The sequence below is a fragment of the Saccharopolyspora sp. NPDC047091 genome (assembly GCF_040643635.1).
GTDB lineage: Bacteria > Actinomycetota > Actinomycetes > Mycobacteriales > Pseudonocardiaceae > Saccharopolyspora_C.
This window is the reverse complement of the sequence record NZ_JBEYUS010000002.1, coordinates 1-12,218: the sequence shown is the minus strand read 5'-3', so window position 1 is coordinate 12,218 and position 12,218 is coordinate 1. Positions and strand designations below refer to the sequence as shown.

Below are 12,218 nucleotides of genomic sequence, written 5' to 3'. Positions count from 1 at the left end.
AGGCGTCCCGTCAGCGCCCGGCTCCCACCACGGACCGGGCGGCGCGCTGCGGGTGCGGGACCACCACCCGCTCCTGCTCGGTGAGCTCCCGCCGCGCCCGCGCCGACGCGCCGAACCCCCGCACCACGCGGTGCGGGCTCACCTCGTCCCCGTGGACCAGCTCGATCGGCCAGCCCAGCACCCGGACCGACCGCAGCACCAGCACGAACGGCAGCACCACCAGCTCGGCGAGCAGCTCCGCCCCGGACACCACCAGCCAGACGAAGCCCACCAGCAGGAACGGCAGCGCCAGCACCAGCCAGAGCACGTCGTCCAGCGCCCGGTCCGGGAACCACTCCAGCGCATCCGCCACGGACGTCCGCCTGCGCCACAGGAACCAACGCCGCCGCCCGCACCCACCGGCGTCCCGCACCGCCAGCTCCCACCGGCGCACGGAGATCACCACCTCGCGGACCGGGTACCCGGCGGGCGCCGCGTCCAGCGGATCAGCCCGCAACGCGGCCCGCACCCGCGCGGCTTCGGCGTGACCGCCGGTCCGCACCAGCCCGCCGAGGCAGCCCCGCGCCCGCAGCTCCACCCACCACGGCAGCCACCCCGCAGCCCTCGCGAGCAGCGCGAACGGCAGCAGCAGCACGCCCACCAGCAGCTCCACCGCCCAGCACACCAGCAGCGGCACCCCCACCAGCAGCCAGCCCAGCCGCGCCAGCAACGACGCAGGCCCGTCCACCATCCGCGGCCACGACTCCAGCACCGCTCCCGCCCGCACCGCCCGCCGCCACGGGAACCAGCGAACCCCGGCGGACCACCCGCTCATCGACATGAGCGGAGATCTTCCCAGCCCGGTGATCGGATCGTGTCGCATTCGGTCTTTTCCCCACCCGGCACCGCGGGTAAGGGTGGGGACATGGCGCAGTGGACGACTTCCGACGTTCCCGACCAGCACGGCCGCACGGTGCTCATCACCGGCGCGAACTCCGGGCTGGGCCTGCACTGCTCGCAGGTGCTGGCGGCCCGCGGCGCGCGGGTGCTGATGGCCTGCCGCGACCCCGAGCGCGGCCGCGAAGCGCAGCAGCGGGCGAGCGCGGGTGCCGCGGTCGAACCGGAGCTCGTCGAACTCGACCTCGCCGACCTGTCCTCGGTGCGCAAGGCCGCCGACCAGGTGCGGGAGCGCACCGGCGACGAGCTCGACGTGCTGATGAACAACGCGGGCATCATGGGCCCGCCGCTGGGGGCGACGCAGGACGGCTTCGAGCTGCAGATCGGCACCAACCACCTGGGGCACGCGGCGCTGACCTGGCTGCTGATGCCCGCGCTGCGCGACCGGCCCGATCCGCGGGTGGTCACGCTCTCCAGCATCGGCCACCGCGGTGGCTCGCTGGAGCTCGACGACCTGAACTTCCACCGCCGCCGCTACTCGCCCAGCCGCGCCTACGCGCAGTCGAAGCTGGCGAACCTGCTGTTCGGCTTCGAGCTCGACCGCCGCGCCCGGCGGTCCGGGATGGCGCTGCGCAGCGTCCTCGCCCACCCCGGGATGAGCAGCACCGAGCTGGCGCTCAACTCGCTGCGCGCCCGCAGCCTGTCCGGCCGGATCACCGGGATCGCCCGGAAGATCAACGACCTCATCACGCAGTCCACCGAGCAGGGCGCGCTGCCGCAGCTCTACGCCGCCACCGCACCCGGTGCGACCAGCGGCAGCTACTACGGGCCGAACGGGTTCGCCGAGATCCGCGGCTACCCGACCCGCGCCAAGACCAGCACCGCCGCCCGCGACGCCGACACCGCGCGGCGGCTGTGGGAACTCACCGAGGAGCTCACCGGCGTCACCGCGGACCCCGCCTGAACCGGGTGTGGTGTAGGGATCACCACGTCGCGCCCGTCGCGGTTTCGGGATGAACCGGCCGGGGGCGTAGCCTGAACGCGTGACTGCGGCGCCAGAGGGGCGGAAGTTGTTGCGTCTTGAAGTGCGCAACAGCCAGACGCCCATCGAGAAGAAGCCATCGTGGATCAAGACCCGTGCTCGGATGGGCCCCGAGTACCAGGAGCTCAAGGGTCTGGTTCGCCGGGAAGGCCTGCACACCGTCTGCGAGGAGGCGGGCTGCCCCAACATCTTCGAATGCTGGGAGGACCGGGAGGCCACCTTCCTCATCGGCGGTGACCAGTGCACCCGCCGCTGCGACTTCTGCCAGATCGACACCGGCAAGCCCGCCGAGCTCGACACCACCGAGCCGCGCAAGGTCGCCGAGTCGGTGCAGGCGATGGGCCTGCGCTACTCCACGGTCACCGGTGTCGCGCGGGACGACCTGCCCGACGGCGGGGCCTGGCTGTACGCCGAGACGGTCCGCCAGATCCACGACCTGAACCCGGGCACCGGTGTCGAGCTGCTCATCCCGGACTTCAACGCCGAGCCGGACCAGCTCGCCGAGGTCTTCGGGTCCCGCCCGGAGGTGCTCGCGCACAACCTGGAGACGGTGCCCAGCGTGTTCAAGCGGATGCGCCCCGCGTTCCGCTACGACCGCTCGCTGAAGGTGCTCAGCGAGGCCCGCGCGGCCGGTCTCGTCACCAAGTCCAACCTCATCCTCGGCATGGGCGAGACCCCCGAGGAGGTGCGCCCCGCGCTGCAGGACCTGCACGACGCGGGTTGCGACATCATCACGATCACCCAGTACCTGCGGCCCAGCCCGCGCCACCACCCGGTGGACCGCTGGGTGAAGCCGGAGGAGTTCGTCGAGCACACGCAGGCCGCCGAGGAGATCGGCTTCCCCGGGGTGATGGCGGGTCCGCTGGTCCGCTCCAGCTACCGCGCGGGCCGGCTGTACGCCAAGGCCACCCAGCACCGGGGCATGCCGCTGCCGGACAACCTCGCGCACCTCGCGAAGGCGCAGCCCGCGGCGCAGGAGGCCAGCAGCCTGCTCGCCCGCTGACGACCCCGCTGAACTGGTATTTCACCGCCCGTCGCGCACCTCGCGCGGCGGGCGGTCCGCGTTTCCGCGGGCCAGGGCCACCGTGCTGGGGCTCCCGTGGACCGCCGCCGTATCCTGAACGGCATGGCCAACCAGGACAAGGCAGCCAAGAAGGCGGCGAAGAAGGAACGGCGCGCGGCCTTCCGCGGGCGCGTCGGGCAGATCTGGCAGGCGTTCCAGATGCAGCGCCGCGAGGACAAGCTGCTGCTGCCGCTGATGATCGGCATCATCCTGGTCGTGGCCGTCGCGGTCTTCTTCATCGGCATGATCTGGAACCTGCACTGGGCGTTCCTGCCGGTGGGCATCGCGCTGGGCCTGCTCGGCGCGGTGATCCTGTTCGGCCGCCGGGTGCAGGCGACGGTGTACCGCAAGGCCGACGGGCAGCCCGGCGCGGCCGGGTGGGCGCTGGAGAACCTGCGCGGGAACTGGCGGCTCACCCAGGCGGTGTCCGGGACCGCGCAGCTCGACGCGGTGCACCGGCTGATCGGCCGCCCCGGCATCGTGCTGGTCGGCGAGGGCTCGCCGCACCGGGTGAAGTCGCTGATCTCGCAGGAGAAGAAGCGGGTCGCCCGGGTCGTCGGCGAAACCCCGATCTACGAGGTCCTCATCGGCAGCGAGGAGGGCCAGGTGCCGCTGAGCAAGCTGCAGACGCACCTGATGAAGCTGCCCCGCAACATCAACGCCGGTCAGGTCGACTCGCTGGAGAACCGGCTGTCCGCGCTGGCCAGCCGCGGCAACGCGATGCCGAAGGGCCCGATGCCGCAGGGCGCCAAGATGCGCAACGTCCAGCGGGCCATGCGCCGCCGCTGAGCCGTACCGACTTCGACGCGGATCCGCCGGGTGCGTCCCGGCGGGTCCGCGTCTTCGTTCGCGCCCCGTCCGCCGCGCACGTGCGGCCCGAACTCCGTGCGGCGGGCGTGCCGGGAACGGCAGCTCGTCGTCACGACGCGGGATCCAGCGCGGGCGCGAGTGCGGGTAGCGGTACGGCAGGCCGAGCCCGTTGAAGACCTCCGGGATCCCGCGCGGGCGCCGTACCGGTCCGGCGCACCGATGACAACGCACTTCCGGCCTGCGAAGGCGCCTTCCCGCTGGCGATCCCCGAACCCCGGTCTCGCCGTGCACCGACCCCGCGCGACGTTTCAGGCGGGCACGCGGTCGATCCGGCCGTTCCCGCCGACGCGGGCGCGAGGGGACCCGCTGGAACCGCTCGGGGAGAACGTCAGCCCCGCGACGAACCGGCGTCCCAGCGCTCCCGGATCACCGTCCGGTGAGCCCCGGCTCCGGTTCAGCGGCGGACGACCACGGTGCCGGTGAGACGGTCCAGCCAGGAGCGGCCGTCACCGTTGCGGATGATCGCGGGCACCAGCAGCCCGGTCATCGCGCAGCGCACCACCGCCCGCCACAGGCCCACCGCACCCGGTCGTTCCACCCGCGCCACCCAGATGCCGGTGAGCAGCATCCCGGGCGTGAACCCGAAGAACGCCACCGGGATCACGGTGATCGCGAACCAGGCCACCAGGCTCCAGTTCCCCGGCAGCGCGGGCGCGGTGAACAGCTGCGCCACGAGCGCGGCGAGCACGATGTCGATGAGGAATCCGAGCAGCCGGCGACCACCGGTGGCGACGGAGCCCTGCCCGTTCTCCGGCAGGCCCATCCGTTCGCCGCGCCACCGCTGCTGCGGGTCGCGGCCGAAGAGGCCGCCGAGGCCCTGCGGCTCGCCTGCGGCGTCGTCCTGGCTGCTCATCTCGGACCGCGATCCCGTCGATTCACCCACGCCCCCAGACTACGACCCGCGCACCGCAGCACGGCCGACCGGCGCCGGAACGGCCTGATCAACCGCCTTCCGCAACCGCTCTCACCCGTTCAGGCGGTCGTTAACGTCCGCGAAACATCGAGGTGATGGCCGGGCAACACCCGTGACATAACGTTGGCCACGAGCCGGTGAGCTCGGAGCACGCGCGCCGGTGAGCAGTCAATCAGTGCGTGAAGGAGCCATCGAGGGTGTTCAAGAATCCAGACGAGGTCCTGCGCTTCATCTCCGATGAGGACGTGAAGTACGTCGATGTCCGGTTCTGCGACCTGCCGGGTGTCATGCAGCACTTCACGGTGCCCGCCTCGGCGTTCGACCAGGACTCCTTCACCGAAGGGCTGGCCTTCGACGGCTCCTCGGTCCGAGGGTTCCAGTCGATCCACGAGTCGGACATGCTGCTGCTGCCGGACCCGTACACCGCGCGCATCGACCCGTACCGCGTCCAGAAGACGCTCATCCTGAACTTCTTCGTGCACGACCCGTTCACGCTGGAGCCCTACAGCCGCGACCCGCGCAACATCGCGCGCAAGGCCGAGCAGTACCTGGCCGAGTCCGGCATCGCCGACACCGTCTTCTTCGGCGCCGAAGCCGAGTTCTACATCTTCGACTCGGTCCGCTTCGGCGAGGGCCCGAACCGCAGCTTCGCCGAGGTCGACTCCGTCGAGGGCTGGTGGAACACCGAGCGCGACGAAGAGGGCGGCAACAAGGGCTACAAGACCCGGATGAAGGGCGGCTACTTCCCGGTCCCGCCCTACGACCACTTCGCGGACCTGCGCGACAAGATCTCCACCGAGCTGAGCGACGCCGGGTTCACCATCGAGCGCGCCCACCACGAGGTCGGCACCGGTGGCCAGACGGAGATCAACTACAAGTTCAACACGATGCTGCACGCCGCGGACGACCTGCAGCTGTTCAAGTACATCGTGAAGAACACCGCTGCGGAGGACGGCCGCACCGTCACCTTCATGCCGAAGCCGCTGTTCGGCGACAACGGTTCCGGCATGCACAGCCACATGTCGCTGTGGAAGGACGGCTCGCCGCTGTTCTACGACGAGTCCGGCTACGGCGGGCTGTCGGACATGGCGCGGCACTACATCGGCGGCATCCTGCACCACGCCCCGAGCCTGCTGGCCTTCACCAACCCGACGATCAACTCGTACCACCGGCTGGTGCCGGGCTACGAGGCGCCGGTGAACCTGGTGTACTCGCAGCGCAACCGCTCCGCCTGCATGCGGATCCCGATCACCGGCAGCAACCCGAAGGCCAAGCGCGTCGAGTTCCGCTGCCCGGACCCGTCGGGCAACCCGTACCTGGCGTTCGCGGCGATGATGATGGCCGGCCTGGACGGCATCAAGAACAAGATCGAGCCGCCGGAGCCGATCGACAAGGACCTCTACGAGCTGCCGCCCGAGGAGGCCAAGAACGTCCCGCAGGTGCCGGACAGCCTGGAGAAGGTCATCGACCGGCTCGAAGAGGACCACGACTACCTGCTCGAGGGCGGCGTGTTCACCTCGGACCTGATCGAGACCTGGATCCGGCTCAAGCGCGAGAACGAGATCGACCCGGTCCGGCTGCGGCCGCACCCGCACGAGTTCGCGCTGTACTACGACGTGTGATCCGAGCGCTCCGCGCGAAGCGGGCCGGCCGGGACGTGCTCCCGACCGGCCCGCTTTCCCGTGCGGGGGCTCAGGTGCCGTTCCACGGCGCCAGCGGGCTGCCGGTGGCGCCGGGGCGGAAGCGGAACAGGGCTCCCGCATACGGGTCGCCGACCAGCGCGCGCTCGTCGTAGCCGGAGCACGCCGAGGTCACGTACATCTCGTCCAGCCTGCGCCCGCCGAACACGAGGCCGGTGACCCGGCGCGTGGGCGCCCACAGGACGGTTTCCAGGTCGCCGCCGGGGCTGTACCGGTGGATGCGGCCGCTGCCGCGCATGGCGACCCACGCACCGCCTTCGTTGTCCATCGCCAGCCCGTCGGGATGGCCTTCGGATTCGGCGCACACGATCCAGCGCCTGCCGCGGCCCGCCCGGCCGCGCTCCACGTCGTAGTCGAACGCCCAGATGACCCGCGGCACCGTGTCGATCACGTACATGGTGGCGCCGTCCGGGCTCCAGCCGATGCCACCGGAGAGGGTCAGCCCGTCGACCAGCACGCGGGCGCGGGTGCCGTCGAGGACGTACAGCGCGCTGCGCTTGGCCTCCCGGCTGTGGGTGAGGGTGCCCGCGACGAACCGGCCGGCCGGGTCGCAGGCGCCACCGCTCATCCGGTCGCCCGCCTGCACGCCGGTGATGGGTTCCAGCGCGGCGCGTCCCGGGAACAACCGGGCGAACCCTCGATCGGCGGCGGCGATGAGCTGTCCGTTGCGGGTCGCGCCCAGCGAGGTGACCACGCCTGGCAGCACCTGCACCTCGTCCGCATCGGAATCGCGGTGGTAGGTGTGCAGTTCTCTGCGCAGCACGTCCACCCAGTACAGGCAATTCAGCGTCGACATCCACATCGGCCCGGCACCGCACAGCGCCTGCCGATCGACGAGTAATTCAAAGTCCTCGGACACCATGCACTCCTATTCGGACCCACCCGGACGCCGGTCGTGCGCGCACCGTTCGCGGTGCGAGAAGGTTACCGTCACGATAGCGGCAGGCAGACCTCCGAATGGGCTGTTCCCACGAAACTCGAGCACTCTCGGCGCACTCCCGCAATCGTCCGAATTGGACGTTCGGACGCGGTTTCACGAGTGGATCGGTTCCGCTTTCCGCTGCGCAGCGGCAGGACATCGACGCAGGCGAGCGCCCTCTAATCCGCAGCGGACGATGATCTCGCGGTGCACCGTGCACATTCTCACAGCCCTGCGCGGGCAACCTTCGGACAATTCCAACCGGTGCATTTGCACGTGCAGAAACACGTGTGCCCAGACGCCCCCGAGTTCGCATTCCCGCGGAGACCGCACAGCACCGATACCACCGACCGATGCGGTTCCGGAGAATAATCCTCGAATGCGGCGGGAGTTCCCGGGAGCCGGATACCACCCGCACTCCCGGTGGCATATTCCATTCGTTGTGCTCCACTCGGCCGCACCCGCCACTCCGGCAGCACCGATGCACGCATCCGAACAGCGGAGACCGCACGCGGAATCACCGGAACCGACCGGCGCCGATGTCCCGCGCGGCACCACCGCGATGGCACCGGTACCACCCGGGGCGGCCCGCCCTCGCGGGGTAATCCTCGAACAGTCCGGTCGCGGTACCGAGCGGATCAGTCCTCGTAGAACACCCGCTCCACGACCGCGCGGGCCCGCCGCGTCACCCGCAGGTAGTCGTCGAGCACCTCGCCGGTGTCCACGTCCGCCGAATAGCCGAGCGCCGCGGCCACCGCCGTCAGCTCCCGCACCTGCTTCGGCAACTGGTCACCGGGCTTGCCGCGCACCAGCATCACCGCGTTGCGGGACCGCATCGCCAACGTCCACGCCTCCCCGAGCTCCACGGCGTCCTGCTCGTCCAGCACGCCCGCCTCGACCGCGGCCGCCAGGCCCCGCATCGTCGAGGTGCCCCGCAGCCCCTCGTGCTCGTGTGCGTGGCGCAGCTGCAGCAGCTGCAAGGTCCACTCGACGTCGGCGAGCCCGCCGCGGCCCAGCTTCGTGTGCGTCGCCGGGTCCGCGCCGCGCGGCAGCCGCTCCGAATCCACCCGTGCCTTGATGCGGCGGATCTCCCGCACCTTCGCATCGTCCAGCCCGCCCGCCGGGTAGCGGACCGGGGCGATCGCGGCGCAGAACCGCTCCCCCAGTTCGACGTCCCCGGCCACCGGGCGGGCGCGCAGCAGCGCCTGCGCCTCCCACGCCTCGCCCCACCGCCGGTAGTAGTTCAGGTAGGACTCGACGGTCCGCACCAGCGGCCCGCTGCGGCCCTCCGGACGCAGGTCCACGTCCACTTCCAGCGGCGGGTCCTGGCTCGGCGCACCCAGCATCTTGCGCACCTGCTCCACCACCGACGTCGCGAACCGGACCGCCGTGGACTCCTCCACCCCCGGCACCGGCTCGCACACGAACAGCACATCGGCGTCCGAGCCGTAGCCGAGCTCCGCGCCGCCGAGCCGACCCATGCCGATCACCGCGAGCCGCGCGGACACCGCCTGCCACTCCGGCCGGGCCGCCACGTCCCGCACCGAGGTGTCCAGCGCCGCCTCCAGCACCGCCGCCCACACGCTCGACAGCGACCGGAACACCTCGGCAGGCGGGAGCAGCCCCAGCAGATCGGCGCACGCGATCCGCAGCAGCTCGTGCCGGCGCAACGACCGCGCCGCCGACACCGCCCGGCTCGGCTCGGCGTGCCGGGCGACGGCACTGCGCAACGAGGTGGCCACTTCCTTCGGGTCCCGCTCGGCCAACGCCGGGGTGTCCGACAGCAGCCGCAGCACCTCCGGCGCCCGCACCAGCAGTTCCGGCACCAGCTTCGAGGTGCCGAGCAGCTGCGCCAGCCGCTCCGCCACCACCCCCTCGTCCCGCAGCAACCGCAGGTACCAGGGCGTTTCCGCCAGCGCCTCGGACACCTTCCGGTAGGCCAGCAGACCGCCGTCCGGATCCGGGGTGTTCGCCAGCAGGTCCAGCAGCATCGGCAGCAGCGCACCCTGGATGTGCGCCCGCCGCGACACGCCCGCGGTCAACGTCTCGATGTGCTTCAGCGCGCCTTCCGGCGAGGTGTAGCCCAGCGCGGCCAGTCGCTGCACGGCCGCGCCCGTCGTGAGGCGCAGCGCGTCCGTCGGGACCTTGGCCACCGCCTCCAGCAGCGGGCGGTAGAACAGCTTCTCGTGCAGCCTGCGCACCCGGTTGCTGTGCCTGCGGTACTCGGCGACCAGCACCTCTCCCGCGCTGCGCCTGCCGCTGGAGCGCAGCCCGGTGGACCGCGCCAGCACGTGCAGCTCGTCCTTGTCGTCCAGTTCCGGCAGCAGGTGGGTGCGGCGGAGCCGCCGCAGCTGCACCCGGTGTTCCAGGGTGCGCAGGAACCGGTACGACTCGACCAGGTCGGCAGCGTCGGCGCGCGCCACGTAACCGCCTTCACCGAGAGAACGCAACGCGTCCACCGTGATCGGGCTGCGCAGCTCCTCGTCGCTACGCCCGTGCACCATCTGCAGCAGTTGCACCGCGAACTCCACGTCGCGCAGCCCGCCGGGGCCCAACTTCAACTCCCGATCGGACAGCTCGGCGGGCACGTGCCGCTCCACCCGGCGGCGCATGGAGCGCACGTCGGGCACGAAGTCCTCGCGTTCCGCGGCCGTCCACACCTGCGGCCACACCGCGTCCACGTACTGCCTGCCCAGCTCCGCGTTCCCCGCGACCGGGCGCGCCTTCAGCAGCGCCTGGAACTCCCAGGTGCGCGCCCACCTGCGGTAGTAGCTGCGGTAGCCGTCGAGGGTGCGCACCAGTGCGCCCGCTTTGCCCTCCGGGCGCAGCGCCGCGTCCACCTCGAAGAACGCCGCCCCCGCGACGCGCATCAGCATGCTGGCGAGCTTCGTCGCTCCCGGCAGCGCGTCTTCCGATTCGGCGACGAACACGACGTCCACGTCGCTGACGTAGTTCAGCTCCCGGCCGCCGGTCTTGCCCATCGCGATCACCGCGAGGTCCTCGGCGCTGTCCCCGCCTTCCCGGCCGGACAGCTCCGCCGCGCCCACCACCAGCGCGGTGCGCAGCGCGGCCACCGCCAGGTCGGAGAGCCGGGCCGCGACGTCCTCGAAGGACTCGACGGGGAGTTCCGGCTCCACCACCGGCGCCAGGTCCGCCGCCGCGACCTCCAACAACAGGCCCCGGTACGCCCCGCGCAACGCGCTCACCGCGTCGGTGCCGGTCAGCGTCGTCCCGTCCGGTTCCCGGACCGAGGCCAGCAGTTCCTCGGTGAACGCGGCGACGTCCGGCTCGCGCTCCTGCGGTTTCGGCCGCAGCCTGCGCCAATCCAGCGGATGCGCCACCAGGTGGTCGGCGAAAGCGCTCGACGAGCCGAGCACGCCGATCAGGCCGCCCCGCAGCGCGGAGTCCGACAGCAGCTCCTTCGCCAACTCCGCCCAGCCGGTTCCCGCCGCCTCCCGCAGCCGGTCCACCGCCAGCAGCGCCAGGTCCGGATCGGGGGCCCGGGACAGCGCGGCGACCACGGGTTCGTCCGCAGGCCCCGCGTCCGACCACCATCCCGCCGCTCGCAGCTGTTGTTCCGCCCGGACGGCATCGCTGAAGCCGTACCGCGCGGGGGAAGGAGCCGAACCGGAACGGGACGAATTGCCGTTGGCCATGCTCCGCACCGTAGTCCGACGCGTTCACCCCACCACAGGCGACCGGAACGGCCTCACGCCATCGGCAGCGTCCGAGTTCCGCGGCGCTGCTCCGCCGGAGTCGCGGCCAATCGGACGAAACGCCCGGCGACGGGCTCCCAGGTCTCGGCGAGTTCCGCGTGGAACTGCTCCAGGTGCTCCCGTTCCAGCTGCCCAGGACGGGCGAGCGCCGCGGTCTCCGGCATGGAGCGCGCCCAGTCCAGCACGATGTCCGGCGTGGTCTCGATGTGGAACTGCAACCCGTAAGCGCACACCCCCACCCGGAACGCCTGGTTTTCGCAGGCGGGAGACGCCGCGAGCAGCTGCGCCGTGGGAGGCAGCCGGGTCACCTCGTCGTTGTGGAACTGGATCACGTCCGGGGTCAGCGGGAGCGGTCCCAGCAGCGGATCCTCGACCGCGGCGTCCCGCTTCGCGACCAGCGAGGTGCCCACCTCCGGGCCTCTCCGGATGGGCGCCACCCGACCGCCGGTCGCGGCGGCGAGCAACTGGGAGCCCAAGCACACGCCCAGCACCGGCAGCTGCCTGCTCACCGCCGAGCTCAGCAGGGCCCGCACGTCCGCCAGCCACGGGTGCTCGGAATCCTCGAGCGCCCCCATCTCGCCGCCCATCACGACCAGCGCCGCGTACTCGTCCAGCGCCTCCCGCCCGGGGATCTGCGGTGGCCGCACCACGTCCAGTTCCGCGCCGGCCTCCGACAACCACTCACCGAGCCGCCCCACCGGGGCGATCGCCGAGGGCTCCACGACCAGCATCCGCACGCGCTCCATGCCCGCAGACTACGAGATGTCCGGCACGACGCAGCGCTGCGTTCCACTATCGATGACCACCCGGCCCGACCCGGCTCAACCTGGTTCTGGAGTGGTGTGGTGCCGGTGTGAGTGGTGCGGGGTCGAGTGGTGCGGGTTTGAGCGAAGTCCGGGTTTGAGCGGTGCCGGCTCGAGCAGCCCCGCACAGGTACCGGCATGCAAGGTCCGGGCATGCGAGGTGCGGGCATGCGAAAGGGCCCGACCGCCCCGCCGGTTCCGGCACACCACCGTGCCGCCCGAGGAACGATCAGGCCCTGGAAATGCAGGAACGCCCCGGAACCAGGTTCCGGGGCGTTCCCCTCTTACACGAGTATTGTCGGCGGTGTCCTACTCT

Annotated in this window: 9 protein-coding genes; 4 read left to right on the top strand and 5 right to left on the bottom strand. The window is 71.5% G+C overall.

Annotated features, from left to right (window positions below):
• Positions 1-10 precede the first annotated feature (10 nt).
• On the bottom strand, positions 11-814 hold the full coding sequence (locus tag ABZ805_RS01450; RefSeq protein WP_358432749.1) for a hypothetical protein: 804 nt from the start codon (positions 812-814) through the stop codon (positions 11-13).
• A 90-nt stretch (positions 815-904) separates the two neighbouring features.
• Between ABZ805_RS01450 and ABZ805_RS01445 the strand changes: the two genes are divergently transcribed.
• The 3 genes from ABZ805_RS01445 to ABZ805_RS01435 all read left to right on the top strand — a co-directional run bounded on the left by ABZ805_RS01445 (position 905) and on the right by ABZ805_RS01435 (position 3,770).
• A complete protein-coding gene (locus ABZ805_RS01445; protein ID WP_358432747.1) occupies positions 905-1,840 on the top strand; it encodes an oxidoreductase in 936 nt (311 codons plus the stop codon).
• 79 nt (positions 1,841-1,919) lie between these two features.
• On the top strand, positions 1,920-2,921 hold the full coding sequence (lipA, locus tag ABZ805_RS01440; protein WP_358432745.1) for a lipoyl synthase: 1,002 nt from the start codon (positions 1,920-1,922) through the stop codon (positions 2,919-2,921).
• A gap of 123 nt (positions 2,922-3,044) precedes the next feature.
• On the top strand, positions 3,045-3,770 hold the full coding sequence (locus ABZ805_RS01435) for a DUF4191 domain-containing protein (RefSeq protein WP_358432743.1): 726 nt from the start codon (positions 3,045-3,047) through the stop codon (positions 3,768-3,770).
• 475 nt (positions 3,771-4,245) lie between these two features.
• Here the strand turns inward: ABZ805_RS01435 and ABZ805_RS01430 are convergent, their stop codons facing one another.
• Positions 4,246-4,734: an RDD family protein gene (locus ABZ805_RS01430; protein WP_358432741.1), complete on the bottom strand. Its 489-nt coding sequence runs from the start codon at positions 4,732-4,734 to the stop codon at positions 4,246-4,248.
• A 227-nt stretch (positions 4,735-4,961) separates the two neighbouring features.
• Here ABZ805_RS01430 and glnA point away from each other — a divergent pair, with 227 nt between their 5' ends.
• A complete protein-coding gene (gene glnA, locus ABZ805_RS01425) occupies positions 4,962-6,386 on the top strand; it encodes a type I glutamate--ammonia ligase (RefSeq protein ID WP_358432739.1) in 1,425 nt (474 codons plus the stop codon).
• Positions 6,387-6,456: 70 nt separating this feature from the next.
• On the opposite strand, the gene ABZ805_RS01420 is transcribed toward glnA, so the two are convergent.
• The 3 genes from ABZ805_RS01420 to ABZ805_RS01410 all read right to left on the bottom strand — a co-directional run bounded on the left by ABZ805_RS01420 (position 6,457) and on the right by ABZ805_RS01410 (position 11,845).
• Positions 6,457-7,323 carry an SMP-30/gluconolactonase/LRE family protein gene (locus tag ABZ805_RS01420; protein WP_358432737.1) on the bottom strand — a complete coding sequence of 289 codons (867 nt, stop codon included), beginning with the start codon at positions 7,321-7,323 and terminating at the stop codon, positions 6,457-6,459.
• Positions 7,324-8,021: 698 nt separating this feature from the next.
• Positions 8,022-11,039, bottom strand: a complete 3,018-nt coding sequence (locus ABZ805_RS01415) for a bifunctional [glutamine synthetase] adenylyltransferase/[glutamine synthetase]-adenylyl-L-tyrosine phosphorylase (protein ID WP_358432735.1) — start codon at positions 11,037-11,039, stop codon at positions 8,022-8,024.
• Positions 11,040-11,092: 53 nt separating this feature from the next.
• Positions 11,093-11,845 carry a type 1 glutamine amidotransferase gene (locus ABZ805_RS01410; RefSeq protein ID WP_358432733.1) on the bottom strand — a complete coding sequence of 251 codons (753 nt, stop codon included), beginning with the start codon at positions 11,843-11,845 and terminating at the stop codon, positions 11,093-11,095.
• Between the last annotated feature and the right edge of the window lie 373 nt (positions 11,846-12,218).